The organism is Christiangramia sabulilitoris, from assembly GCF_007050985.1.
In the GTDB taxonomy this organism is placed as follows: Bacteria; Bacteroidota; Bacteroidia; order Flavobacteriales; family Flavobacteriaceae; genus Christiangramia; species Christiangramia sabulilitoris.
Map to the genome: position 1 here is coordinate 1,279,499 of NZ_VHSF01000001.1, position 24,867 is coordinate 1,304,365.

General features: G+C 40.2%; 24 protein-coding genes and 1 tRNA gene. 19 read left to right on the forward strand and 6 right to left on the reverse strand.

Going from position 1 to position 24,867, the window contains the following annotated elements; genetic code table 11:
* Window positions 1-169: 169 nt before the first annotated feature.
* The 6 genes from murQ to dusB all read left to right on the forward strand — a co-directional run bounded on the left by murQ (window position 170) and on the right by dusB (window position 8,479).
* A complete protein-coding gene (gene murQ, locus FGM01_RS05830; RefSeq protein ID WP_143410179.1) occupies window positions 170-994 on the forward strand; it encodes an N-acetylmuramic acid 6-phosphate etherase in 825 nt (274 codons plus the stop codon).
* Complete coding sequence (locus FGM01_RS05835) at window positions 994-2,631, forward strand: glycoside hydrolase family 10-like protein (RefSeq protein WP_143410180.1); 1,638 nt, start codon at window positions 994-996, stop codon at window positions 2,629-2,631. Before murQ ends, FGM01_RS05835 begins: the two co-directional genes overlap by 1 nt.
* Entirely contained in the window at window positions 2,615-3,661 is a 1,047-nt protein-coding gene (locus FGM01_RS05840; RefSeq protein WP_143410181.1) for a dipeptide epimerase, read from the forward strand. Before FGM01_RS05835 ends, FGM01_RS05840 begins: the two co-directional genes overlap by 17 nt.
* Window positions 3,645-4,874 (forward strand): C40 family peptidase, encoded by a 1,230-nt coding sequence (locus FGM01_RS05845; RefSeq protein WP_143410182.1) that lies wholly within the window; start codon window positions 3,645-3,647, stop codon window positions 4,872-4,874. The genes FGM01_RS05840 and FGM01_RS05845 overlap by 17 nt, the downstream gene beginning before the upstream one ends.
* A 115-nt stretch (window positions 4,875-4,989) precedes the next feature.
* Complete coding sequence (locus FGM01_RS05850) at window positions 4,990-7,404, forward strand: outer membrane beta-barrel family protein (RefSeq protein ID WP_143410183.1); 2,415 nt, start codon at window positions 4,990-4,992, stop codon at window positions 7,402-7,404.
* A gap of 82 nt (window positions 7,405-7,486) precedes the next feature.
* The gene (gene dusB / locus FGM01_RS05855) at window positions 7,487-8,479 is read left to right on the forward strand and encodes a tRNA dihydrouridine synthase DusB (protein WP_143410184.1); all 993 of its coding nucleotides are present in this window, start codon (window positions 7,487-7,489) and stop codon (window positions 8,477-8,479) included.
* Here dusB and FGM01_RS05860 read toward each other — a convergent pair.
* Entirely contained in the window at window positions 8,476-9,678 is a 1,203-nt protein-coding gene (locus FGM01_RS05860; protein ID WP_143410185.1) for an ABC transporter permease, read from the reverse strand. The two genes, dusB and FGM01_RS05860, sit on opposite strands and share 4 nt — an antisense overlap.
* 1 nt (window position 9,679) lies before the next feature.
* Window positions 9,680-10,075: a 30S ribosome-binding factor RbfA gene (gene rbfA, locus FGM01_RS05865; protein WP_143410186.1), complete on the reverse strand. Its 396-nt coding sequence runs from the start codon at window positions 10,073-10,075 to the stop codon at window positions 9,680-9,682.
* 101 nt (window positions 10,076-10,176) lie between these two features.
* Between rbfA and mce the strand changes: the two genes are divergently transcribed.
* From mce to FGM01_RS05880, 3 genes are all read left to right on the forward strand, one after another.
* Window positions 10,177-10,575 (forward strand): methylmalonyl-CoA epimerase, encoded by a 399-nt coding sequence (gene mce / locus FGM01_RS05870; RefSeq protein WP_143410187.1) that lies wholly within the window; start codon window positions 10,177-10,179, stop codon window positions 10,573-10,575.
* Between the two features lie 67 nt (window positions 10,576-10,642).
* A tRNA-Ile gene (locus tag FGM01_RS05875) sits at window positions 10,643-10,716 on the forward strand.
* 606 nt (window positions 10,717-11,322) lie between these two features.
* Window positions 11,323-11,598: a hypothetical protein gene (locus tag FGM01_RS05880; RefSeq protein WP_143410188.1), complete on the forward strand. Its 276-nt coding sequence runs from the start codon at window positions 11,323-11,325 to the stop codon at window positions 11,596-11,598.
* On the opposite strand, the gene FGM01_RS05885 is transcribed toward FGM01_RS05880, so the two are convergent.
* A complete protein-coding gene (locus FGM01_RS05885) occupies window positions 11,595-12,182 on the reverse strand; it encodes a riboflavin synthase (RefSeq protein WP_143410189.1) in 588 nt (195 codons plus the stop codon). The genes FGM01_RS05880 and FGM01_RS05885 overlap by 4 nt on opposite strands.
* Window positions 12,183-12,243: 61 nt before the next feature.
* On the opposite strand from FGM01_RS05885, the gene pdxA reads away from it, so the two are divergent.
* From pdxA to FGM01_RS05930, 9 genes are all read left to right on the forward strand, one after another.
* Window positions 12,244-13,290, forward strand: coding sequence for a 4-hydroxythreonine-4-phosphate dehydrogenase PdxA (gene pdxA / locus FGM01_RS05890; RefSeq protein ID WP_143410190.1), 1,047 nt, complete (start codon window positions 12,244-12,246; stop codon window positions 13,288-13,290).
* A 94-nt stretch (window positions 13,291-13,384) separates the two neighbouring features.
* A complete protein-coding gene (locus FGM01_RS05895) occupies window positions 13,385-13,918 on the forward strand; it encodes a YceD family protein (RefSeq protein WP_143410191.1) in 534 nt (177 codons plus the stop codon).
* A gap of 13 nt (window positions 13,919-13,931) precedes the next feature.
* Window positions 13,932-14,129: a 50S ribosomal protein L32 gene (gene rpmF, locus FGM01_RS05900; RefSeq protein WP_026932948.1), complete on the forward strand. Its 198-nt coding sequence runs from the start codon at window positions 13,932-13,934 to the stop codon at window positions 14,127-14,129.
* Window positions 14,130-14,309: 180 nt separating this feature from the next.
* Window positions 14,310-15,308 carry a beta-ketoacyl-ACP synthase III gene (locus FGM01_RS05905; RefSeq protein ID WP_143410192.1) on the forward strand — a complete coding sequence of 333 codons (999 nt, stop codon included), beginning with the start codon at window positions 14,310-14,312 and terminating at the stop codon, window positions 15,306-15,308.
* 18 nt (window positions 15,309-15,326) lie between these two features.
* Entirely contained in the window at window positions 15,327-15,836 is a 510-nt protein-coding gene (accB, locus tag FGM01_RS05910; RefSeq protein ID WP_143410193.1) for an acetyl-CoA carboxylase biotin carboxyl carrier protein, read from the forward strand.
* A 64-nt stretch (window positions 15,837-15,900) separates the two neighbouring features.
* A complete protein-coding gene (gene accC, locus FGM01_RS05915) occupies window positions 15,901-17,250 on the forward strand; it encodes an acetyl-CoA carboxylase biotin carboxylase subunit (RefSeq protein ID WP_143410194.1) in 1,350 nt (449 codons plus the stop codon).
* Window positions 17,251-17,324: 74 nt separating this feature from the next.
* A complete protein-coding gene (locus FGM01_RS05920) occupies window positions 17,325-18,446 on the forward strand; it encodes an NAD(P)/FAD-dependent oxidoreductase (protein WP_143410195.1) in 1,122 nt (373 codons plus the stop codon).
* Window positions 18,443-19,114, forward strand: a complete 672-nt coding sequence (gene mtgA / locus FGM01_RS05925) for a monofunctional biosynthetic peptidoglycan transglycosylase (protein ID WP_143410196.1) — start codon at window positions 18,443-18,445, stop codon at window positions 19,112-19,114. Before FGM01_RS05920 ends, mtgA begins: the two co-directional genes overlap by 4 nt.
* The gene (locus FGM01_RS05930; protein WP_143410197.1) at window positions 19,114-19,569 is read left to right on the forward strand and encodes a GreA/GreB family elongation factor; all 456 of its coding nucleotides are present in this window, start codon (window positions 19,114-19,116) and stop codon (window positions 19,567-19,569) included. Before mtgA ends, FGM01_RS05930 begins: the two co-directional genes overlap by 1 nt.
* Here FGM01_RS05930 and FGM01_RS05935 read toward each other — a convergent pair.
* Window positions 19,562-20,530, reverse strand: coding sequence for an ABC transporter ATP-binding protein (locus FGM01_RS05935; RefSeq protein ID WP_143410198.1), 969 nt, complete (start codon window positions 20,528-20,530; stop codon window positions 19,562-19,564). The two genes, FGM01_RS05930 and FGM01_RS05935, sit on opposite strands and share 8 nt — an antisense overlap.
* 98 nt (window positions 20,531-20,628) lie before the next feature.
* Between FGM01_RS05935 and FGM01_RS05940 the strand changes: the two genes are divergently transcribed.
* Window positions 20,629-21,366: a DUF3667 domain-containing protein gene (locus tag FGM01_RS05940; RefSeq protein WP_143410199.1), complete on the forward strand. Its 738-nt coding sequence runs from the start codon at window positions 20,629-20,631 to the stop codon at window positions 21,364-21,366.
* Between the two features lie 51 nt (window positions 21,367-21,417).
* On the opposite strand, the gene FGM01_RS05945 is transcribed toward FGM01_RS05940, so the two are convergent.
* Both FGM01_RS05945 and FGM01_RS05950 read right to left on the reverse strand, forming a co-directional pair.
* Window positions 21,418-23,577 carry a prolyl oligopeptidase family serine peptidase gene (locus FGM01_RS05945; RefSeq protein WP_143410200.1) on the reverse strand — a complete coding sequence of 720 codons (2,160 nt, stop codon included), beginning with the start codon at window positions 23,575-23,577 and terminating at the stop codon, window positions 21,418-21,420.
* A gap of 94 nt (window positions 23,578-23,671) precedes the next feature.
* Window positions 23,672-24,661: an aspartate-semialdehyde dehydrogenase gene (locus FGM01_RS05950; RefSeq protein WP_143410201.1), complete on the reverse strand. Its 990-nt coding sequence runs from the start codon at window positions 24,659-24,661 to the stop codon at window positions 23,672-23,674.
* Between the last annotated feature and the right edge of the window lie 206 nt (window positions 24,662-24,867).

A 24,867-nucleotide genomic window follows, 5' to 3' on the forward strand; every position in this document is an offset into this window, starting at 1 on the left:
AAATCAGTGGAATTTAAGTGTACAAATATAATTGATTTAAAGGTCTTAAATAAAATTTCAAGTTTATGTTTATTTACTTGCGGAATCCACTATAGATATAGAAATTTAGTACCTATTTTTAAATCGTCTTAACCCTTAATTCTATTCGGTTTAGGCTTAAAAAACGTTAATGAAAGAGCATAATCCCGATACCGAGAAAAGTTCTAAATATGATCATCTGGAAAAGATGAATACCACAGAACTACTGGAAAATATCAATAAAGAAGACCAGACGATCGCCAAAAGTGTTGAAAAAGTGATTCCGAAGATCAGGGAATTAGTAGAGGTTATTGTTCCTAAAATCGAGCAGGGAGGAAGGCTGTTTTATATAGGTGCCGGTACCAGCGGTAGACTTGGAGTACTGGATGCTTCAGAATGCCCGCCTACCTTTGGGGTAAGTCCCGGAATTGTAATTGGATTGATCGCCGGCGGTGATACAGCGCTTAGAAATGCCGTGGAAAATGCTGAAGATCACACCACCCAAGCCTGGAAAGACCTTCAGGAATACGATATTTCAGAAAAAGACGTCCTGGTAGGGATTGCCGCATCAGGAACTACACCTTACGTGATTGGAGGGATAAAGCATGCCCGGAATCATAATATTGTTACCGGATGCATTACCTGTAGCTCTAACAGCCCACTGGCACAAGCTTCGGAATACCCGGTCGAGGTAATTACAGGACCTGAATTTGTCACCGGCAGTACCAGGATGAAAGCAGGAACTGCCCAGAAAATGGTACTTAACATGATCACAACCTCAGTAATGATCAAATTAGGCAGGGTAAAGGGCAATAAAATGGTGGATATGCAATTATCTAACGACAAACTCGTTGGCCGTGGTAGAAGGATGATCATGGAGGAATTAAAGATCGAAGATAAAGAGGCTGAGGGATTACTACTAAAATATAAAAGCGTTAGAAAGGCTATTGAAGCTTATAAAAACAAATTGCATTAATGAACAAACCCCAGGACTTTTGCAGATATTTTCTGAAACTTACAGGTATGCTCTGTCTTTTTTTAAGTCTGAATGCATGTAAATCCACCCAACCTGCAATAGTTAAATCTCCAGAAAAAGAAGCCATCGAAGAACCAGCTATAGTAGAAGAATCTGAAGTTAAAAAGAAACAGGAAAAATCAACTATTCAGGAATTTGCAATTCCACCGCTTGATATTGCAGAGTTCAGGGCAGCCTGGATCGCCACAGTGGCTAATATCAACTGGCCAAGTAAACCCGGCCTTAATTCTGAAATTCAGAAAAATGAAGCTCTGGAACTACTGGATTTTTTAGAAGAGCTGAACTTTAATGCGGTAATCCTGCAGGTTAGACCTCAGGCAGATGCCCTTTATCAAAGTGACCTTGAACCATGGTCTTATTTTCTTACCGGAAAAAGTGGAAAAGCACCGGAGCCCTTTTATGACCCGCTGGAATTCTGGATTGCCGAAGCACATAAGAGAGGAATAGAACTTCACGTCTGGTTAAATCCATATCGCGCCCATCATACCACTGGCAAAGAGATAGGGGAGAAGTCCATAATAAAGACCAATCCAGAACTGGTCAATGAATTAAAGAATGGTATGTGGTGGATGGATCCTGGGAGTGCGAAAGTACAGGATCACGCTGCTAAGGTAGTCCTTGATATTGTAAAAAGATATGATATAGATGCTGTTCATTTCGACGATTATTTCTATCCTTATGCTTCTTATAATGGGAAAAAGGATTTTCCGGATGCCCGCAGCTGGCAGAAATACCTGGATACCGGTGGTGATCTTTCCAGGTCTGACTGGAGGAGAAAGAACGTTAATGATTTTATTGATAGAATAGCCGGGGATATTAAAAGTGAGAAGGCCTATGTAAAATTTGGGATTAGTCCTTTTGGTATCTGGAGACCGGGTTTTCCAAAAGGCATCAGTGGGATGGACCAGTATGAAGAGCTATATGCCGATGCCAAATTATGGCTGAACAAAGGCTGGATAGATTATTTCACACCGCAATTATACTGGTCTACTAAGAAGATAGGGCAGAGTTTCCCGGTTTTATTAGGCTGGTGGGAGTCTGAAAATGTTGTGGGAAGACATGTTTGGCCGGGGATAAATATTGGGCTCGAAGCCGAAGCAGAGAATAAGGGAGAAATTGTATCACAGATCATGATCTCCAGGGGTATTCTTCAGGATGATCCGGGAACGGTACATTGGAATATAGGATTATTAAAGCAGAATTCAGAACTTACAATTGCCCTGAAAAAAGGACCTTATCAAAAAAATGCCCTTGTACCTCCAAGTCCATGGCTCGATGAGGAACTGCCAGAAGCTCCGGAAACTAAGCTGGATCTTGAAAAAGAAATCTTAAAGATAAGCTGGAACCATGATGATCCTACAGATATTTTCAGATGGGTGCTTTATTTTAAGTATTCCGGGGAAGAATGGGATTACAGGATCCTGAATTCTTATTCCAGGAATTCAGAATTATCCATACAAAAGCATGGAAAAAAATTAGAGAAAGTTGGGATGACTGCTGTGGATAGAACAGGAAATCAAAGTAATTTCAAATTCATCGACCTTTCAACCGTTAAAATGAATGAAAATACATTTTAAACAATTTGATCTGCAGTTAAGGGACACTTTCAAAATAAGTCACAGCTCCCGCGATTATCAGCCTACCCTGATCCTTGGATTAGAGGATGGTAAATTCACCGGCTATGGAGAGGCTGCTGCCACCAACTATTACGGGATCACCGTAAATAAAATGATCGCGGCAATTCAGAGAGTTTCCCATATTGTAGAACAAAATATACATAGGACACCAGAGGAGCTTTGGGAATTAACTTTTCCTCATTTAAAAAACGACCTGTTTGCCCAATGTGCCCTGGATATGGCGCTTCATGATCTTCACGGGAAAAGAAAAGGACTTCCGCTGTATAAATTGTGGCAATTGGATCATACCAGAATACCTGTCACTAATTACACAATTGGGTTGGATTCTGTAGAGAAGATGATTCAGAAGATCAATGATTTTCCCTGGCCAATTTATAAGATCAAACTTGGAACTCCAGATGACATCAGGATCATTAAAGAACTACGTAAATTTACCAACGCTGTATTCAGGGTAGATGCGAATGCTTCGTGGAAAGTAGAGGAGACGATTAAAAATAGCGGGGAATTGAAGAGGCTGAATGTAGAGTTTATTGAACAACCCCTGGATCCCGAAGATATTGAAGGCCTTCAGAAGGTATATAATAATTCTGTGCTGCCGCTAATTGCCGATGAAAGCTGCATCAGGGAAGAAAATGTGGAAAAATGTGCAAATTATTTCCACGGGGTCAATATTAAACTAACCAAGTGTGGAGGTATTACCCCGGCAAGAAGAATGATCTCGAAGGCGCGAGATTTAGGCCTAAAAGTAATGATAGGCTGCATGACCGAGTCCAGTGTGGGAATTTCAGCGATCGCCCATCTTGCTCCTTCCCTGGACTATGTAGACATGGATGGGGCGATGTTATTGAAAAAAGATATTGCTGAAGGAGTGAAAATAACCAAAGAAAAAGTAATTTTTCCAGACCGTAACGGGATGGGAGTTATACTAATAGATGATCAAAAAAATATTGAAAATGCAGACAAGATCTAAATCCTGGATAAAATTTATTTTAATCCTGAGTACAATTTTTGTGATCTCTTGTTCAGAAAAGACTGAAGACGATCAGGAAATCGAAACCCTGGTTGCCGGGGTTAAAAATGAATTTGCCCCAGATAAAAGAATAGCAATATTCGATATTGACTTCGAAAAGAAGGACGGTGCTTTTGAAATAAAAGGAGAAACCAATATCCCCGAAGCAAAAAACCGGCTACTTGAAAAATTAAAGGCCAGGAACATAAAATATTCTGAGAGTATAAGTGTGTTGCCAGATAGTAGTGTGGCCGGTGAACAATACGGGGTTATTTCGAATTCTGTGGCGAACCTCAGGGGAGAAGGCAAACATTCTGCAGAACTGGTTACCCAGGCGACATTGGGAACACCTGTGAAGATCTGGAAGCGCACTAAAGAATGGCTTTATGTGCAAACTCCAGACGGCTACCTGGCCTGGGTAGACCATGGTGGGATTACTGCCATGACCCGCGAGGAATTTGATATGTGGAAGTCTTCAGCAAAGGTGATCTATACAAATACCTATGGGCAGTCCTATAAAGAGGCATCAATTGAATCTAAACCGGTTTCAGACCTTGTAATTGGGGCTATTCTCGAACTGGAGGCCGAAAACTCTGACTTTTTTAAAGTAAGATATCCAGACGGCAGACCGGCTTTTATTTCCAAAAACGAAGCCGCGGTTTATTCAGACTGGCTTTCACAAATGGAAACCGGGCAGGCAGAACTGGTAACAACCGCCGAAAATTTAATGGGGTTGCCTTATCTCTGGGGTGGTACCTCTTCTAAAGGTGTTGATTGCAGCGGATTTACAAAAACTGTCTTTTTTATGAACGGGATGATCCTTCCCCGGGATGCTTCTCAACAGATAAGAGAAGGAAAATTAGTTGATTCCATAGGTCAGTTTGAAAAACTTGAGGTTGGAGATCTACTATTCTTTGGCAGACCGGCAACAGATTCAACTTCAGAGAAAGTGGTGCATGTGGGCATGTGGATAGGGAATAATGAATTTATACATGCTTCCGGAGATGTGCATATTAGCAGTATGGACACGGCTTCTGAGAATTTTGATGAATTTAATAAGAACAGGTATCTGCGAACAAAACGTATGCTTGGGCAAAACTCTAAGGGCTTAACCTATTTAAGCGAAAAGGACATTTATATGGTTTCAAATTCTAAGGATACGATAAGCAATTAATCCTAATATTTTGCTCTAAATATTTTATATCCAGCTCTATATTGTGAAAAAACTTGCTGAAAAGCCTATATATTCTATATTTGCTACGCTTTTGCCCAATTAACCCAAATCTTTCATGAAATTATCGAAGATCATCCCCCTGATATTCCTTATGTTTTCCCTCGTTATAAATGCACAGAGTGATCTTAAAGGGAATATTGAAAATATAAATAAAGAACCGGTAGCATTTGCCAATGTAATTCTTCTAAATGCCCAGGATTCCACAAGTGTATACAAGGGTACAATTTCTGAGGAGGACGGGAGCTTTCTGCTTGAAAACGTGGCAGACAGCACTTACCTGCTAAAAGTATCATTTGTAGGTTATGCTGAAAATTTGCGGCTAGTGAAAGTAAAAGGGGATACAAAACTTAAAACTATTAGTCTTGATGTAAGTTCAGACGCGCTGGATGAGGTAGTATTGAACGCCAGGAAGCCTACAGTGAGCCGGCAGGTGGATAGATTAATATTTGATGTGGAGAATTCTACCTTATCCACCGGGAATACCTATGAAATCCTTAAGAGAACTCCGGGTGTGATCGTTAGCCAGGGACAGTTACTGGTCAAGAACAATGCTGCCACTGTATACATCAATGACAGAAAGGTTTACCTTACGTCTCAGGAGTTGCAGCAGTTGCTGGAAGGTTTTTCGGCAGAAAATATCAAGTCTGTAGAAGTGATCACTAACCCTCCGGCGAGGTATGATGCTGAAGGAGGTGCGATCCTTAATATCAAAACTTCTAAGAACATCTCCATTGGTTACAAAGGAAGTTTTAACGCTTCCAATACCATCGCCGTCGTTCCCAAATATAACGTGGGAACCAGCCACTATTATAAAACCGATTGGTTGAATGTATACGCCAGTTATAATTACAGCCAGCGTGATCTTTTTAAAAGAGACGAAGGTTTTATTGAATTTTATAGACCTAACGGTAATGTGGACTCAAGGTGGCTAACAGATTTTGAAAAGGATACCGAAACCTATTCTCATAATATCAATTCAATTCTTGATTTCACCCTTAGTGAGGTAAGTACTTTAAGTTTAAGTGCAAATATCCAGGTAAGGCCAAAATCTGAAAATGATATAAATGGTCTGACCAATATTCTGGATAGTGCGAATTCCCTCGATTCATTATTTACTACAAACAGCAGTTTGAACAGTGAAACAGATAATATTCTTCTGGCGGCAACTTATAATACAAGCCTTGGCGAAAATGCTACGCTCTCTGCCGTGGCAAATTATATAAATTATGATAATCGCCAGAGACAGGATATCATGACGGAGTATTTTGAAGATAACGGAAACTTCCTCAGAGATAATTCATTTGAAACCCTTGCCGAGCAAAATAGCAATATATACACCGGGCAAATCGATATTAGCTCGCCAATTGGAGCTTCTAATTTAGAAACCGGGATCAAGTATGCCGGTCTTAGAACCAAAAGCGGACAGGATTATTTTGATACAAATACGGGAACCAGGCAGTTTTCTCCGGATTTATCAGATTTGCTGAATTATGAAGAAGATATCTATGCGGCTTATGCCAGCCTGACCAGGGATTGGGAAAAATGGGCTTTTAAACTTGGTATTCGTGGAGAGTACACCGATGTGCAGGGAAATTCTGAAAGCTTCGGACTGGTAAATTCGCAGGATTATTTTCAATTATTTCCCACTTTTTATCTAAGCTATAATGCTTCAGATGTGCATTCTTATGGTTTGGAATACAGCCGAAGGATCAACAGACCTAGATTTGAGAATTTAAATACCTTCAGGTATTTCCTGAATGAGAATAATTTCCAGGACGGAAATCCAGATCTGAATCCGGCAATTTCAAATATGGTCAAGTTCAGTTATGCCTACAAAAACAAGTTGTTTTTCGATATTTACTGGGACAGGGCAGAGGATGCAATTGGAAATTTACCTTTTCAGGATAACCTGAATAAGACTTTGCGCACCGTAAGTCTTAATATGAATTATTCAGAGCAGTATAGTTTTGATGTTAGCTATTATGATTATCTCACAGACTGGTGGATATTGTCTGGTTATGCATCCTTCTTTTATATGCAGGACGATTTTCCTGCACTCGAAAGTAGTGGACAGATAGTAAACAATGATGTTTTCAGCACTTATATTTCAGCAGGGAATTACCTTACTTTATCCAGGGATGGTACTTTTAGCGGGGATGTGACGGGAATGCTCCTGCCAGATTTTGTGGTTGGCTCTTACAACTTCGAGGAAGCTCAATTTGGACTTAATTTCGGTTTAAGAAAAACCTTCTTCAATTCCAGGTTGGTGGCCACGGTAAATGTGGATGATATTTTTAATAGTATGAACGTACCTATGCGTTCTGAATATCTAAATCAAAATAACTCCTTTTTCGCTATGCCTGAATCCAGAATGTTGAGATTTGGAGTAACCTATAAGTTTGGAAATTTCAAACTGGGCGATAATAAAAGGGCGATTACGGCTGAAGAAAGTGAGCGTTTAGGCTCATAAGATCAATAAATTAGCTGTGTGAAGAACTAATTTTCAGGCATTAGAATTATTTAGTAATTTTGCGACCTGAAAAACAGCAGCTTTGGCAAAAATTGGAAATATAGATGTAGGAGACTTCCCGTTGCTTTTGGCACCGATGGAAGATGTGAGTGATCCGCCATTCCGTGCACTTTGCAAGGAACAGGGAGCAGATGTGGTATATACAGAATTTATCTCTTCTGAAGGGCTTATTCGCGACGCCGCGAAAAGCACCATGAAACTTGATATTTACGAAAAAGAACGTCCGGTTGGAATCCAGATCTTTGGAGCCAACCTGGAATCCATGCTGCAATCTGTGGAGATCGTTGAGAAATCAGGGCCAGATATTATTGATATCAACTTTGGTTGCCCGGTAAAGAAAGTGGTTTCCAAAGGAGCAGGAGCTGGTATTCTTAAGGATATAGACCTTATGGTTTCGTTGACCAAGGCTATGGTAGAATACACCAAACTACCTATTACGGTGAAGACCAGGTTGGGATGGGATCACGATTCCATTAAGATCGTTGAAGTCGCAGAAAGACTCCAGGATGTAGGTTGCCAGGCCATATCCATTCATGGCAGGACCAGGGCGCAGATGTATAAAGGCGAAGCCGACTGGGCTCCAATCGCCGAGGTTAAGAATAATCCCCGTATGCATATTCCTGTATTTGGAAACGGAGATGTCGATTCACCTGAGCGCGCCGTAGAAATGCGCGATAAGTTCGGGCTTGATGGCGCTATGATTGGAAGAGCCAGCATAGGTTACCCATGGTTTTTCAGGGAAGTAAAACACTTTTTTAATACCGGCGAACATATGGCACCACCAACCCTGGAAGAACGGGTGGATGCAGCCAGAAGGCACCTGCAAATGGCTATCGACTGGAAGGGAGAGCGTTTAGGGGTTTTTGAAACCCGTCGTCATTATACCAATTACTTTAAAGGTATTCCGCACTTCAAGGAATATCGAATGAAGATGGTCACCAGCGATGATTCTATAGATGTATTCAAAGCATTTGATGAGGTAGAACGTGAATTTGCCGGTTACGAATTCGCTTAAGCGAGGGCTTTTTTACTTCTTCCGGCTGCGATATAAGATGCGATCAAGCCAAGGGTGAAAATCGTTATAAGGACTATCAAAATATTTTCCACCTTCATTTGTACAGGATAGGGAAGACTTGGTGTGATCATCACCAGGTCATAATTCATTTGTAGCAGGATAAGAATTATAGCGAAACTAAGGCCTATAACCCCGCCAAGACCGGTCATTAACATACCCTGAAGGAAAAAGATATTCTTGATCTGGTTAGGCGTAGCGCCAAGGCTGTAAAGTGTTTTAATATTCTCCCGCTTATCCAGGATCATTACGATAATAGAACCTACCACGTTAAAAAGGGCTATGGTTAATACCAAAGTAAAGATGAGGTAAACGAAGAGATTTTCAGAATTCAGCATCTTATTCAAAGCATCATTCAGCTCTGCCCGGGTTTTTATAATAGCATTACCTTCGAAAATAACATTGATTTTTTCTGCTACTTCCGCTAGGTCAGCTTCAGGGGTAAGTTTAAATTCAATAGCCGAAAATTCAGTTTCTTCCATATCCAGTAGTTCTCTGGCATAATTGATATGGGTAAATACATATTTATCGTCTAATTCTTCATTAACGCTGTAAATACCGCTTACAATAGCTTGTTTCGCCCTGAAAGCATCCTGAAGATTGGTCATGTTTATCGCAGCCTTCCCGGGTTTAGGCACCATGATCTTCAGAAGATTTTGATAATTAAAGGTACCTACATCCAGCAATCTTGAAAGACCGTTTCCGATGACTACCTGCGGTTCACTACTGGTAAGCCAGGTGCCGAATACGATCGCGCTGTCTATTTGATTTACCCGCCGGTAGTTTTCATCCACCCCTTTGATATAAGCAGGATTGGTTTTGGATTTGTAACTTAAAATGACCCTTTCTTCAATAATCTTACTAAAATTAATCACCTCAGGGATCTGTTGAATTTCGGCTAATTGTTCTTCAGATACATTCAGGACCTTTCCCTGTGCGGGAATAGCCTTTAGATCGGGATCAAATTCATTCGAAAAAGAAAGACTGAAATCTCTAAGTCCAGAAAACCCGCTCAGTACTATAAATAGGGAAAAGGCTCCGGCAAACACTCCAATCGCGGCAATGATCGTAATGATATTGATCGCATTGCTTTTGCTCTTGGTAAATAAATACCTTTTGGCGATATAGAGCGGGAACTTCAAATTAAGATTTTTTCCTCTTGTCTAAAAGATCGGGATTAGCCACAGGATCTTCTTTGCCTTTGATAGATTTTTCGATGCCATCGATATATTCGAGCGAATCATCTATGTAAAAGCTAAGATCGGGCATCTTTCTAAGCTGGTGCCTGGTACGCTGGGCGATCTCATGTTTGATCTGTGATTTATTCTCATTGATCTCTTCGATCACCTCTGCCTGGTGTTTCGAAGGGAAAATGCTTACATACGCTTTGGCGATAGAAAGGTCTGTAGTTACTCTAACTTTAGAAACAGAAACAAGAATTCCCGTTCTGCCGCTGTCTCTTAAAGAATTCTGTAGGACATCAGCCAGATCCTTCTGCAATAATCCACCTATCTTTTTTTGTCTGTTTGTTTCTTCCATGCTACAAAAGTAAAATTTTTAACTGTCATTTATCTTCATATAAATGAATTTGAATCATATATCATTATTTATTGATATTTGTTTTACTAATTTGAAGATACATGAGGAGAATAGAACATATAGGAATCGCGGTAAAAGACCTGGAAGCGGCCAATAAAACCTACAAAGCTGTTTTAGGAGCTGAACATTATAAGACTGAAACGGTGGAAAGCGAAGGAGTGTCTACTTCTTTTTTTAAAATTGGAGAAAGCAAGATAGAATTGCTGGCAGCTACACGAGCTGATAGTCCGGTGGCGAAATTTATTGAAAAGAGGGGAGAAGGGATACACCATATGGCCTTTTACGTAGATGATATTAAAGCTGAAATAGAACGACTTAAAGGAGAGGGATTTAGATTGCTTAACGAACAACCTAAACCCGGAGCCGATAATAAAATCGTTGCGTTTATGCATCCAAAAGATGCTAATGGCGTGCTGGTGGAGCTATGTCAGGAAAAATAGGAATATTTTTGTTTGGTGCATAAGTTGCAATTATCTAAATTTGCGCTCGCGATACCAATATGTATCCGGTCCCATAGCTCAGTTGGTTAGAGCACCTGACTCATAATCAGGTGGTCCCTGGTTCGAGCCCAGGTGGGACCACGAAGAAAAACCTGCTTTTTTAAGCAGGTTTTTTTTATTCTATTTAATGGGCGAGAAGTTTATCCTGAGCGGAGTCGAAGGAAGCCCAGGTGGGACCACAGGTAAACAGAAGCCTTGCAGAGATGCAGGGCTTTTTATTATGCTTAATATATGCTCCTTTAATTTATTAAAATCCTGAATTACGAAAGGCTTTAAAAGAAAGGTAATAATCACCCCTGAACGAAGCTGATAAATTTATGGAAAGGGTTCAACAATTGCTAAAATACTGCCGGTTTGAAAATAAGCTGTTATCTTACCTTAAATTCTATAGTGATTAGAAAAAAATTAAGGCTTATTTGTTGAATGGAAATCACTAATTCTATAAATTTGAGAAGTGATTGGTATTTAGACCAATAGGTTGGGTTACCAATAAATATCAGGCTCCTTTTTTTATTTGAAAAACTTTGATGCTATTTATTACGTATATTTTAGGAAAGTGAGACTTCTAAGCGATAACTTTCATCAGTAAAAAGATGCGCAATCGTGTTAAAATCTTACTTTAGCGCCATATACTATTGTAAAATATTGAAAATAAAGTCTTTGACTAAAAACGCTAACCGATTATCAATGAGGCAACTTAGAACTATATTGCTTGCGTTGACTCTAATTCTAGGGGTTTCGATTACGTCTTTTTCTCAAAAAAATGGCCCGCCGGCGCCTACTGAAAAGCGGCATAAAGGACCGCCTTGTGATCCCGGTACTTCCGGTAATGGTAGCGGTAACGGGCAGGGTGTTCCTCCGCCACCCGGGCTTTGTTTACCCATAGATGACTATGTCTATCTTTTAATGGCTGTGGGAGTGATGTACGGTTGTTATAAGGTGAGGAAGTTCGAGATTACCTAAGCTACTTCCGTAATCCTTTTTACATATTTTCCTATAACATCAAATTCCAGATTCACAATATCTCCTTCTTTGAGATTTTTAAATGTGGTGTGCTCATACGTGTAAGGTATAATAGCTACACTAAATTCGTCCTTTTTGGAATTCACTACCGTTAAACTAACCCCGTTAACCGTTATCGATCCTTTTTCTATAGTGATATTACCAATAGCAGGATCATATTTAAAAGTAAATTCCCAGCTGCCATTAGCCTCTATAATTCTTTTGCATGATGCTGTCTGGTCTACATGACCCTGGACTATATGTCCATCGAGCCGGTCTCCCAGCTTCATGCCGCGTTCAAGATTTACGGGATCTCCGGTTGCAAGGGAACCCAGGTTGGTTTTATCCAGTGTTTCCTTCACTGCGGTTATAGTATATTCGTCACCATTTATAGAAACTACGGTTAAACAGGTTCCATTATGAGCTATACTTTGATCTATCTTTAGTTCCGGCGTCATTTTTGCCTTTACCGTAATATCCAGATTACTACCCGATTTGCTAAGATTGGTGATTTTTCCTATTTCTTCTACGATCCCTGTGAACATTCCTTTCTATAATAATGGTTACATTTGTGTGTAAAATTAAAATATTATATCGGGAAACTTTATGAAACAGGCCGAAATGATCAAATTAGGAATTAGTATTGGTGATCTTAATGGAATTGGAAGTGAAATTGTACTTAAAACCTTTGATGATTCCAGGATGCTGGATTTTTGTACCCCGATTATCTTCGCGAATTCCAAGATCCTCAATTTCCTAAAAAAGCAATATAAATTATCTGTTCATCTCCAGGTAATCGACCATCCGGCCAACGCTGTGGATGGAAAAGTTAACGTAGTAAATGTCTGGAAGGAGAACGTAAATATTAATTTTGGTGAAGAAGATCCGGAGATTGGTAAATTCGCTTTCAGATCACTGGAAGCTGCAACAGCCTCACTGAAAAAAGATGAAATAGATGTCCTGGTGACAGCTCCTATTAATAAGGCTACCATCCAATCTGATAGTTTCAGCTTTCCGGGTCATACAGATTACCTGGCCAGGGAACTTGGCGGCGAAAGCCTGATGTTAATGATCACAGATAATTTGAAAGTAGGACTGTTAACAGATCATGTTGCCCTTAAAGATATCGCGAACGTTATTACCCCTGAATTGATCATTAAAAAGATCAAAATTATACAGGAAACCCTTAAAAGTGATTTCAGGGTTAGAAAGCCTAAAATTGCCGTTTTGGGTATTAACCCGCATAGTGGCGATAATGGACTCATAGGGAAAGAGGACGAAGAAGTTTTAAAACCTACCATCAAAAGACTAAGAGATAAAGGAGACCTGGTTTTTGGACCGTATGCGGCAGATAGTTTCTTTGGCACCAAGAACTACAAGAATTTTGATGCGGTGATCGCATCTTACCATGACCAGGGTCTTATCCCTTTTAAAACGCTATCCTTTGGGATGGGCGTGAATTTTACAGCCGGTCTTAATAGGGTAAGGACTTCGCCAGATCATGGTACAGCTTTCGAGATCGCGGGTAAAAATGAAGCGAATATCAATTCTTTTAAAGAAGCCGTTTTTAAGGGAATAGAAATCTTTAAAGCAAGAAAAGAATATAAAGATCTCACCGAAAATCAGCTGCAAAAACAGGGTAGGAAGATATAAACATAAATTTGTTTATAAAAAGAACATAATTAATTAATTTTTATATCTTTGCACCCGCCTTAACGGAAACGTGGGCACTCAAAACTGTGGAGAAATGAGGAATTTAGCAGAGTTTACGATTCCTTTTAAGGGATTAAAGCTTGGAAAGCACCAGTTTGAGTATGAGTTAGATAACAGGTTCTTTGAACATTTTGAGTACGAGGAATTCAATAAAGCCGGTGTTAAGATCGATTTGTTGTTCGAGAAGAAAAACACCATGATGGAGTTAACCTTCAGAGCAACCGGAACAGTAAACGTTAATTGCGATCTTACCAACGAGCCTTATGATCAACCTATAGAAAATGAATTGTTTCTGGTGATCAAATTTGGCGATGAATTCAACAATGAAGATGAAGATTTGCTCATTTTACCACATGGTGATTATGAAGTAAATATTCAGCAGTATATCTATGAATTGGTCGTACTTTCGGTGCCTCAAAAGAGGATACACCCGGGAGTGGAAGACGGTACATTAGAATCTGAAGTACTTGACAAACTGGAAGAACTTAGTTTGAAAAATCAGAAAAAGAAAAATGAGGACGATACAGATCCTCGCTGGGACAAATTAAAAAATTTACTAAACGAATAATTAATAGGAAGCCATGGCACATCCAAAGAGAAAAATCTCGAAAACCAGAAGAGATAAAAGAAGAACACATTATAAAGCTTCAGCTCCAAAAGTGGCTGTAGATTCTGTAACAGGTGAAGCACACCTTTATCACAGAGCTCACTGGCACGAAGGTAAACTTTATTACCGTGGTCAGGTATTAATAGATAATACTGAAGAAGTAGAGGCTTAGTCTACGCTTAGAGCTTCAATAAAATACAGGAACTCTCACATTGTGGGAGTTTTTTGTTTTTAGTTGATTAAGTCCTAAAAAGACCTTAATTTGCACGCCGGTTATATTTTAATTTAGTAATTTCCTGTAGATGGAAATGAGTGATAGAAGGCTGGCGATGGGTGAATTAAATCCAAATTTATGAGTAAAATCACAGCAGCAATTACAGCTGTAGGTGCTTACGTGCCTGAGGATGTTCTAACCAACAAAATGTTGGAAGAAATGGTAGATACAAATGACGAGTGGATCACCAGCAGGACAGGAATCAAAGAAAGACGTATACTAAAAGATCCTACAAAAGGAACTTCATATTTAGCAATCCAGGCAGCAAAAGATATTCTTCGAAAAACCAATCTGGATCCCAAAGAAATTGACCTTATTATAATGGCCACGGCCACTCCAGATATGCCCGTAGCTTCTACCGGTGTACATGTCGCCACGCAGATAGGTGCTACCAATGCTTTTTCTTATGATCTGCAGGCAGCATGTTCCAGTTTTTTATATGGAATGTCAACGGCTTCAGCTTATATAGAGTCCGGGAGATATAAGAAGGTACTTTTAATAGGTGCAGATAAAATGTCATCTATTATCGATTATACAGATCGTGCAACCTGTATTATATTTGGGGACGGGGCTGGCGCTGTTTTAATGGAGCCTAATACCGAAGGACTTGGACTGCAGGATGAATTATTACGCAGTGATTCCATAGGTAGAGAATCTTTGAAGATCGAAGCCGGTGGATCTATTACTCCGCCGACCGAAGAAACCGTTGCAAAAAAATTACATTTTGTTCAGCAGGATGGGAAAACGGTATTCAAATTTGCTGTTTCCAATATGGCCGGGGTGAGTGAAGAGATCATGAAAAGGAATGATCTAACCAACGAGGACGTGAACTGGCTGGTGGCACACCAGGCCAACAAGCGTATCATTGATGCAACTGCAAACCGCATGGGGCTGCATGATGAAAATAAGGTATTGATGAATATTCAGAGATATGGAAATACCACCTCTGCGACTTTACCGTTATTATTAAGTGATTACGAAAAGAATTTTAAGAAAGGAGATAATTTAATATTTGCCTCTTTTGGAGGTGGCTTCACATGGGGAGCTGCTTACCTTAAATGGGCTTATAACTCATAAAAACCAACATCAAATATTATGGATTTAAAGGAAATTCAGAACCTGATTAAATTTGTTGCCAAATCTGGTGCAAGCGAGGTGAAACTTGAAACTGGTGATGTTAAGATCACTATTAAAACAGGTTCAGACGATAAAGAAACTACCATAGTACAACAGGTTCCAATGGGAGGGCACCAAATGCCACAGCAAATGCCGGCCCAGCAACCACAGCAACAACAAACACCTACACAACAGGAAAGCGCTGCTCCGCAAAAGGAGTCTAAAGATTCCGGCGATGATGACTCGAAGTATATCACTGTGAAATCTCCAATTATTGGTACTTTCTATAGAAAGCCTTCTCCAGACAAACCGACATTTGCTGAGGTTGGAGATACAATTAAAGAGGGAGATGTACTTTGTATTATTGAAGCGATGAAACTTTTTAATGAGATAGAAAGTGAAGTTTCTGGTACGATTGTAAAAGTACTGGTAGACGATTCTTCTCCGGTAGAATTCGACCAGCCATTATTTTTGGTTGATCCTTCATAATTTACTGCCCGTTTTAACCACTGTGAGCCCTATTTGGGCTCCAGAACTTTAAAAGCAACTAGGTATGTTTAAAAAAATATTGATTGCAAACAGAGGGGAGATCGCATTGCGTGTTATCCGTACCTGTAAAGAAATGGGTATAAAAACAGTGGCGGTTTACTCTACTGCAGATGCTGAAAGCCTGCATGTAAGATTTGCAGATGAGGCCGTCTGTATAGGACCGGCACCGAGTAACCTTTCTTATTTAAAAATATCGAATATCATCGCTGCGGCTGAAATTACCAATGCAGATGCGATTCATCCCGGATACGGATTTTTATCTGAAAACGCTAAATTCTCCAAGATCTGTGAAGAGCATGACATCAAGTTCATTGGTGCTTCACCTGATATGATCAACAAAATGGGGGATAAGGCAACGGCAAAAGCTACCATGAGAGCTGCCGGAGTACCATGTGTTCCTGGTTCAGAAGGAATAATTAAAGATTACAAAGAATGTCTTAAGCTGGCCAAAGAGATCGGTTTCCCGGTAATGCTTAAAGCTACCGCCGGTGGTGGTGGTAAGGGAATGCGAGCAGTTTGGAAAGAAGCAGATCTTGAACCGGCATGGGAATCTGCCAGAAAAGAAGCAGATGCCTCTTTTGGTAATGACGGAATGTATATGGAGAAGCTTATTGAAGAGCCTCGCCACATCGAGATACAGATAGTAGGAGATAGCAGCGGTAAAGCCTGTCACCTTTCAGAAAGAGATTGTTCTGTTCAAAGACGTCACCAGAAACTTACCGAGGAAACTCCGTCGCCATTCATGACAGATACTTTGCGTAAGAAAATGGGAGACGCAGCTGTAAAAGCGGCAGAATATATTAAATATGAAGGAGCCGGTACGGTAGAATTCCTGGTAGACAAGCACAGGAACTTCTATTTTATGGAAATGAATACACGTATACAGGTGGAACATCCAATTACCGAGCAGGTAATAGATTACGATCTAATTCGTGAGCAGATACTTGTAGCGGCAGGAGTGCCGATTTCAGGAAAGAACTATTTCCCGCAATTACACTCTATAGAATGTAGAATCAATGCGGAAGATCCTTATCATAACTTCCGTCCATCTCCAGGTAAGATCACGAATCTGCATGCACCCGGAGGTCACGGTATTCGTATAGATACTCATGTTTACAGTGGCTATACTATTCCGCCAAACTATGACTCCATGATCGCGAAATTGATCACCACGGCTCAAACGAGAGAAGAGGCGATCAACAAAATGAAACGTGCACTAGATGAATTCGTAATTGAAGGGATCAAGACCACCATTCCTTTTCACAGGCAACTGATGGATCATCCAGATTATATAGAAGGTAATTATACCACTAAATTCATGGAGGATTTTAAAATGAAACCTCTGGATGCCTAATAAAATCAACCCCGGTTCTGCCGGGGTTTTTTATGCGCAATATTTTGTAATTTCAGCCGAAGAAATACTAACCTATGAATTTTTCTTTCTGGGAAACCGACTCCTGGTTCTCTGATATTGATTACTGTATTATTGGTAGTGGAATCACCGGGCTTAATTGTGCCCTGACTTTAAAGAAGGCGAAACCATCTTCCAAAATCCTAATCCTGGAAAAAGGAATCTTACCCGAAGGAGCCAGCACCAAGAACGCCGGATTTGCCTGTTTCGGGAGTATTTCTGAGATCCTGGACGATCTAAAGTCACATTCTGAAAGTGAAGTTGTAAAGCTTGTAGAAAAGCGTAAAAAAGGCCTTGAGCTGCTTCGGAAAAACCTAGGAGATGAAACCATAGATTTTCAGCAGAAAAAAGGATACGAATTATTTACCCTGGCAGATGAGGAGCTTTATGAGGAATGCTTACAAAGGATACCAGAGATCAATGAGCTTCTAAGACCTGTTTTTCCAGAAGATGTGTTTGAGGTGGCTGAAAATAATTTTGGTTTCAGGCAGATACAACCCAGACTGATCGTTAATAATTTCGAAGGCCAGATAGATACCGGTAAAATGATGAGTGCTCTGGTTAAGAAAGCCGGCGAAAGTGGCATCCGCATTCTTAATGCCATCACTGTAAAATCCTACAAAGAGACGGCTGAAGGCATTGAAATAATAACAGATAAATTCAATTTAAAAACTTCCAGCTTATTCATCGCGACGAATGGGTTTGCCTCCCGATTAGGCATAGAAGGCGTGAAACCTGCCCGGGCACAGGTGCTGGTGACCAAGCCTATCAACAATCTTCCTTTTGAAGGGACCTTTCACCTGGATAAGGGCTATTATTACTTCCGTAATATAGGAAACAGAGTGCTTTTTGGGGGTGGAAGAAATCTTGATTTCAAAGGGGAAGAAACAGATGAAGCCGGTCTGACAGACCTGATTCAGAATAGATTAAAGGAACTTCTAAAAACCTGTATCCTGCCCGACACCGAATTTGAAATTCAGCAGTCCTGGAGCGGGACCATGGGTGTTGGAGAACAGAAAAATCCTGTGGTAAAGCAGATCGCTGAAAATGTATATTGCGGCGTTCGTCTTGGTGGTATGGGCATCGCTATTGGAAGTTTAGTAGGAAAAGAACTGGCAGAACTGGCATTAAAATCATGATAAAAAAATTCTTCAAATTAATATTTAAGATTCTCCTGGGATTATTTCTATTCAGCATCATGATCGTAGTGATCTATAAATGGGTGCCGGTTCCCTTTACACCTTTGATGGTGATCAGGTACTTCGAAAATCCCGGGGAACCTGTTGAACATGACTGGGTGCCCATAGAAGATATATCGAGGCATCTGCAACTGGCTGTAATTGCGAGTGAAGACCAGAACTTTGCGAATCATAGCGGATTCGATTTTGAAGCCATACAAAAGGCGATGGATAATAATCGCAGTGGCAGGAAGATCCGTGGTGCATCCACGATCTCGCAACAGACCGCTAAAAATGTATTTCTTTGGCCCGGAAGGACCTGGTTTAGAAAAGGAGTGGAAGCTTATTTTACCTTTCTTATCGAGATGATCTGGAGCAAGGAAAGGATACTTGAAGTTTACCTGAATAGTATAGAAATGGGTAAGGGTGTTTATGGAGCACAGGCCGCTTCACAGCACTGGTTCAAAAAAGATGCTATAAAGCTCGGGCCTTATGAAGCCGCTGCGATTGCCGCCGTTTTGCCCAACCCCAGGGAATACCGGGCAAACCCTGCATCAAATTTCATTCAGAGAAGAAAGAACTGGATCGTGAGACAGATGCAGAATTACGGAAAATTCATGCTGGAATAATGGAAGGAGACAAGCGAAATGATTTAATAAAAGCCTGCTGGGAATATCTCCAAACCAGGATGTCTGTGGTGAAAAAAGCCATGGAAGGACTCAAGGAAGACCTGGAGAACGAATCCAAGAGCAGCGCCGGCGATAAATTTGAAACCGGCAGGGAGATGATCAATATTGAATGGAATAAGTTAAGCGTTCAGTTAAACGAATATGACCGGCTGGGAAATATTCTTAACAGGATCCAGGAGTATAAACCCAATGGCAATGTTGTTCTGGGAAGTATTGTGGTGACGAATGTTGCGAATTATTTTATTTCCATTCCGGCAGGAGAGATTTCCAGTGGAAAAGAGAAATTCTATGCTGTTGGTATCAAATCACCTATTGCCCGGTTACTACTTGGTAAAAAAGAAGGCGATAAAGCTAATTTTAACGGTCGTGATTTTGAAATTCTAAAGGTTATTTAAGCCTGTCTTCAATCAGTTTTTCAGGAACGCTTAAAGCGATGATTTCCCCGGGTTTGATATCCGTTTTGTGTTCAACAAGAATATCCTCGCCATTTAATTTCGCCTGAATAAGAAAATTTTCACCCTTAAAATAAGTATTCTTTACTTCAGCTTTAATAGGTGAACTTTTCACAATGCTAATGTCATGAGGATATAATACCACTCTTTTGCGGCTGGTCTCCTTATCTTTCAAGTTTTTCAGCATGATATGGTTCACATCACCAAAAAGGGCGGCGATATATTTATTGGGCGGATTTCGATATAAATCTTCAGGGCGGCCATCGGCATAGATGCTCCCGTTCTTTAAAACAAAAGTTCTATCGGCAAAAGATAAGGCATCTGTACTGTCATGGGTAGCGACTATGCAGGTTATGTTTTTCTCCTTGAGGTAGGCAAATAATTTTCTGCGTAGATTATTTTTTCTAAAGTGGTCTATATGGCTAAAAGGTTCATCTAGAAGGATGATCTCCGGCTCTTTAGCCAGGGCCCTGGCCAGGGCAATTCGCTGTTGCTGGCCACCGCTTAATAATTTTGCTTTTTTATCTGCCAGGTCTTCCATCTCAACCACTTCCAGCAATTCTTTAATACGTCGTTTCTTTTTTATAGGATAAAAATTGCTAAGATGTTTACCTACATTATCTGCCGCAGAGAGTGGAAGCATCAGGTCAAAATCCTGGGCCAGGTATTTTATAAAGGATTCCCCGGGCACCAGGTTGAAATTGGGCCCCAGCATTTCTTCTCCCTTCCAGGTAATCTTGCCATCTGTATGCAGAAGTCCATAAATGAGCTTAAGCAAAGTACTTTTACCACAACCGCTTTCCCCGATCACGGAAACATTTTCACCTTGTGCTATCTCAAAACTAATATTCTTAAGGACCGGTTCTTTATGATAAGCAAAGGATACTTTCTGAAGTTTCAGCATAGAGCAAAATAATATTCCGGCTCAAAGTAATAATATTTCCCGACGGAAAATAAAAATTTATATATTTAGCTATATCTCAACTCATTACTTCTTACCTCATGGAAAACACTATTCCTAAATCCAGGCCTGTTGCAGACAAGTCAGCATATCCCAGATTAACTTTAAAGGAAATAAAAGATGAAATTTGCAGTCACCTTTATCTTGAAAAGGGATTACTCTTTACTTTCTGGAATATGCTAAAAAGTCCTGCAAACACGTCAAATATTTATTTGTATGAGGATAGAAAGAAAGTACAGAATCCCTTTAGATATCTTATTATAGCCGTTGCCTTTGCGACTTTTATAACCTTATCTAATCCCGCATTTCAAAATTTTATTTCTGAAACCCAGGATGCCAATAAAGGTAAATACGAAAAACTTGAACAGGGAGTTGGAGTACCCGTCTGGGAAACGTTCAGAGAGGCACAGGATATCTATATATCTTACCAGAACCTGGTAGTGTTGCTGGCAATTCCATTTATTAGTCTCTTTACCTATCTGGTATTCAAAAGGAAGGGTTTCAATTTTGCCGAAAATATGGCGCTCAATTGCTTTATTTTTGGAACTATCTACTGGATATCTGGCATCACGAATTTGTTTTTATATTCTCTGGATGTCAAAATTTTAATGGCTTCCGGCTGGATAATAATGACAATCCTTGGGTGCTATTTCTATTTTAGAATATTCTCCATTAATATTTTCAAGGCGATATTAACCACAATAGGAAGTAATGTATTGTTGATGATCACAGGGGTAACTTTCCAGATCATCGTCTTTTTTATATTATTGATGCTATAAAAAAAGCGCGAACCTAAGCCCGCGCTATTAATTTTACCAGGATGAAATTTCTTATCCCTTAAGTTCTTTTTTTAGTTCATTAGGCAGTTTTTCATAACCCATATTATATAACGTAAAACCGAAAATATCGGCATACTCATCAATGATCATGCTTGTTGGCTTCCCTGCTCCGTGACCGGCCTTAGTTTCGATCCTGATCAAAACCGGTTCATCTCCTGCATGCTTTTCCTGCAATTCCGCAGCAAATTTGAATGAATGCGCAGGCACCACCCGGTCGTCATGGTCTCCGGTAGTCACAAGAGTGGCGGGATAGGCCACACCTTCCTTCACATTATGAACGGGTGAATATCCCTTCAGGTATTCAAACATTTCCTTGTTATCTTCAGCCGTTCCATAGTCATAAGCCCATCCGGCGCCTGCCGTGAATGTATGGTATCTCAGCATATCCATAACTCCCACCGCCGGCAGAGCTACCTTCATAAGATCTGGCCTCTGGGTCATGGTTGCCCCTACAAGTAGTCCACCGTTAGAGCCACCTCTTATCGCCAGGTGTTCGCTGGAAGTATAATTGTTCGCAATCAGGTACTCTGCTGCTGAAATGAAATCGTCAAAAACATTCTGCTTCTGCATTTTGGTACCGGCATCATGCCATTCTTTACCATATTCACCTCCACCGCGAAGGTTAGGTACAGCGTAAATTCCTCCCTGTTCCAGCCACACGCTCATTGCGGTGCTGAATCCCGGGGTTAGGCTCACATTAAAGCCACCATACCCATATAACATCGTGGGGTTCTTCCCGTTCATTTCAGTCCCTTTCTTGTAGGTAATGATCATAGGAACCTTAGTTCCATCCTTTGATTCATAAAAGACCTGCTTGCTTTCATATACTTCAGGATCAAAATCGATATTTGGTTTATTGTAAACCTCTGAAGTACCATTTTCGATATCATACTTATAAATCGTACCCGAAGTCACATAGTTGGTAAAGGAATAATACAGCACCTTTTCGTCCTTTTTGGCGCCAAAACCACCGGCAGAACCAATTCCGGGTAGTTCTACATCTCTTATAAGCTTACCGTTATAATCATATTGCTTTACTTTAGAAATGGCGTCTACCATGTACTCTGCAAAGAAATATCCGCCACCATTAGAGGGGCTCAGAACATGCTCTGTTTCAGGAATAAGATCCTTCCAGTTCTCAGGTGCTGGATTCGATGCGTCTACCGTTACGATCCTTTTGTTAGGAGCATCAAGATTCGTTACTATAAATAACTTACTTCCCTGGTTATCTATGACGAAACTGTCTGAATCGAAATTGTCCAGGATCGTTACCAGTTCGGGATCTTTTTCACTTAGATCCATGAGGTATAATTCACCACCTGAGGTAGAATTTCGGGCAGAAATGATAAGAAATCTGTTATCTTCTGTGGTATACCCACCAACATATCTTCTTTTCTGTTCCGGGGTATTTCCAAAGATGACCTTATCCTCGCTTTGGGCAGTCCCCAGTTTATGGAAATATAATTTGTGCTGATCTGTCTTAGCTGATAGCTCACTTCCATCGGGTTTATCATAACTGGAATAATAAAAACCCTCGTTTCCTTTCCAGGAGAGTCCGCTGAATTTCACATCCCTGATCGTGTCTCCAAGGATCTCCTTGTTCTCAGCATTCATTACGATCACTTTTCTCCAGTCGCTCCCGCCTTCAGAGATGGCATAAGCCAGAGTTTTTCCATCTTCAGAAAAGCTAAGACCGCCTAGAGAGGTAGTGCCATCTTCACTGAATTTATTCGGATCAAGAAAAACCTCGGCTTCAGAGTTTTCATTCTTTTTACGATAGAGCACGCTCTGATTTTGTAATCCATCATTTTTATAAAAATAGATATGATCACCTTCAATAAAAGGAGCTCCTAATTTTTCATAATCCCAGAGCTGGGTAAGTCTTTTCTTCAGTTTATCGCGGTAAGGAATATTATCCAGGTAATTAAAGGTCACCTTGTTTTGTGCAGCCACCCAGTTGCCCGTTTCTTCGCTGCGATCATCTTCCAGCCAGCGATAAGGATCTTTAACATTGGTCCCGAAATAATCGGTGACGGTATCTACTTTTTTGGTTTCTGGATAATTCAAGGCGATTTCTTCGGTTTTTTTAGTGTTATCATTACAGGCAGCGATTAACCCGGCCGCAGCAACGATAGTAATCATTTTTTTCATAATGGTAGTTTGGATTTAGCCTAAAATAAGTATAAAAAATGCCTGAAAGTTACATTCCTTCAGGCATTTAAATCTATGATTATATTAAATATTTCTATACCAGTTTATTTTGAATGAGATATTCAGCGATCTGTATGGCATTGGTAGCAGCACCTTTGCGCAGATTATCTGCAACTATCCACATATTCAGAGTGTTTGGCTGAGAGTGATCCCGTCTTATCCTGCCAACAAAAACATCATCTTTTCCTTCAGCATATATGGGCATAGGATAAGTGTTTACCGCGGTATTATCCTGTACGGTCACTCCGGGAAATTCACTTAACAACTTCCTTACATCAGCTTCTTCAAAATCCTTGCTGAACTCAATATTTACTGATTCTGAATGCCCTCCAACCACAGGAATTCTAATCGCCGTTGCCGTTACATTTACAGAATCATCTCCAAGGATCTTTTTAGTTTCCAGGGTAAGTTTCATTTCTTCCTTGGTATAACCATTATCCTGAAAAACATCGCAATGCGGAAGAGCATTCCTGTGAATAGGATAAGGATAAGCCATTTCACCTTTTTCGCCGGCATATTCGTTTTCAAGCTGTTTTACTGCCTTGACTCCGGTACCGGTTATAGACTGATACGTGGATACTACTACCCTTTTAATATTATAAACATCATGTAATGGTTTTAAGGCCATTAAAAGCTGTATCGTAGAGCAGTTTGGATTCGCTATAATTTTATCGTTTCTATTCAGCAAACTTGCATTGATCTCAGGAATGACCAGTTTATTCTCGGGGTTCATTCTCCATGCTGAAGAGTTATCTATAACCGTGGTTCCTGCCGCCGCAAACTTCGGGGCCCATAACAACGAAGTCTCACCTCCCGCAGAAAATAAAGCAATTTCCGGTTTCATAGAAACTGCTGTTTCCAGGCTCACTACTGAATATTCATTATTTCCATATTTGACCTTCTTCCCTACAGATCTTTCGGAAGCGACAGGGATCAATTCGGTCAAAGGAAAATTCCTTTCTTCCAGTACTTTGAGCATAACATTACCTACCATCCCGGTGGCTCCTACAACAGCTACTTTCATAAGTGTAATTTAAATTATTGGTCCAAAAATATAGAGTTTAAACAGTCTTACCACATTTTTATGCAAATTTCACTAAATCATTGGTTTCGTTATTTTTGATATAACATCTTTAAAACTAAGCATTTTTGAAGGGAAAAAACCTGTAGATCCTGTGGTGGCTTTTATAACCCAGGATATTGCGGGCTTGCGGAGAAAAATCCGGGTGT

What these genes read in the sequence shown, in the direction of transcription:
- murQ (WP_143410179.1), top strand. Translation starts at nt 170, where the DNA reads ATGAAAGAGCATAATCCCGATACCGAGAAAAGTTCTAAATATGATCAT.
- FGM01_RS05835 (WP_143410180.1), top strand. Translation starts at nt 994, where the DNA reads ATGAACAAACCCCAGGACTTTTGCAGATATTTTCTGAAACTTACAGGT.
- FGM01_RS05840 (WP_143410181.1), top strand. Translation starts at nt 2,615, where the DNA reads ATGAAAATACATTTTAAACAATTTGATCTGCAGTTAAGGGACACTTTC.
- FGM01_RS05845 (WP_143410182.1), top strand. Translation starts at nt 3,645, where the DNA reads ATGCAGACAAGATCTAAATCCTGGATAAAATTTATTTTAATCCTGAGT.
- FGM01_RS05850 (WP_143410183.1), top strand. Translation starts at nt 4,990, where the DNA reads ATGAAATTATCGAAGATCATCCCCCTGATATTCCTTATGTTTTCCCTC.
- rbfA (WP_143410186.1), bottom strand. Translation starts at nt 10,075, where the DNA reads ATGGAAGAAACAAACAGACAAAAAAAGATAGGTGGATTATTGCAGAAG.
- mce (WP_143410187.1), top strand. Translation starts at nt 10,177, where the DNA reads ATGAGGAGAATAGAACATATAGGAATCGCGGTAAAAGACCTGGAAGCG.
- FGM01_RS05880 (WP_143410188.1), top strand. Translation starts at nt 11,323, where the DNA reads ATGAGGCAACTTAGAACTATATTGCTTGCGTTGACTCTAATTCTAGGG.
- FGM01_RS05885 (WP_143410189.1), bottom strand. Translation starts at nt 12,182, where the DNA reads ATGTTCACAGGGATCGTAGAAGAAATAGGAAAAATCACCAATCTTAGC.
- pdxA (WP_143410190.1), top strand. Translation starts at nt 12,244, where the DNA reads ATGAAACAGGCCGAAATGATCAAATTAGGAATTAGTATTGGTGATCTT.
- FGM01_RS05895 (WP_143410191.1), top strand. Translation starts at nt 13,385, where the DNA reads ATGAGGAATTTAGCAGAGTTTACGATTCCTTTTAAGGGATTAAAGCTT.
- rpmF (WP_026932948.1), top strand. Translation starts at nt 13,932, where the DNA reads ATGGCACATCCAAAGAGAAAAATCTCGAAAACCAGAAGAGATAAAAGA.
- FGM01_RS05905 (WP_143410192.1), top strand. Translation starts at nt 14,310, where the DNA reads ATGAGTAAAATCACAGCAGCAATTACAGCTGTAGGTGCTTACGTGCCT.
- accB (WP_143410193.1), top strand. Translation starts at nt 15,327, where the DNA reads ATGGATTTAAAGGAAATTCAGAACCTGATTAAATTTGTTGCCAAATCT.
- accC (WP_143410194.1), top strand. Translation starts at nt 15,901, where the DNA reads ATGTTTAAAAAAATATTGATTGCAAACAGAGGGGAGATCGCATTGCGT.
- FGM01_RS05920 (WP_143410195.1), top strand. Translation starts at nt 17,325, where the DNA reads ATGAATTTTTCTTTCTGGGAAACCGACTCCTGGTTCTCTGATATTGAT.
- mtgA (WP_143410196.1), top strand. Translation starts at nt 18,443, where the DNA reads ATGATAAAAAAATTCTTCAAATTAATATTTAAGATTCTCCTGGGATTA.
- FGM01_RS05930 (WP_143410197.1), top strand. Translation starts at nt 19,114, where the DNA reads ATGGAAGGAGACAAGCGAAATGATTTAATAAAAGCCTGCTGGGAATAT.
- FGM01_RS05935 (WP_143410198.1), bottom strand. Translation starts at nt 20,530, where the DNA reads ATGCTGAAACTTCAGAAAGTATCCTTTGCTTATCATAAAGAACCGGTC.
- FGM01_RS05940 (WP_143410199.1), top strand. Translation starts at nt 20,629, where the DNA reads ATGGAAAACACTATTCCTAAATCCAGGCCTGTTGCAGACAAGTCAGCA.
- FGM01_RS05945 (WP_143410200.1), bottom strand. Translation starts at nt 23,577, where the DNA reads ATGAAAAAAATGATTACTATCGTTGCTGCGGCCGGGTTAATCGCTGCC.
- FGM01_RS05950 (WP_143410201.1), bottom strand. Translation starts at nt 24,661, where the DNA reads ATGAAAGTAGCTGTTGTAGGAGCCACCGGGATGGTAGGTAATGTTATG.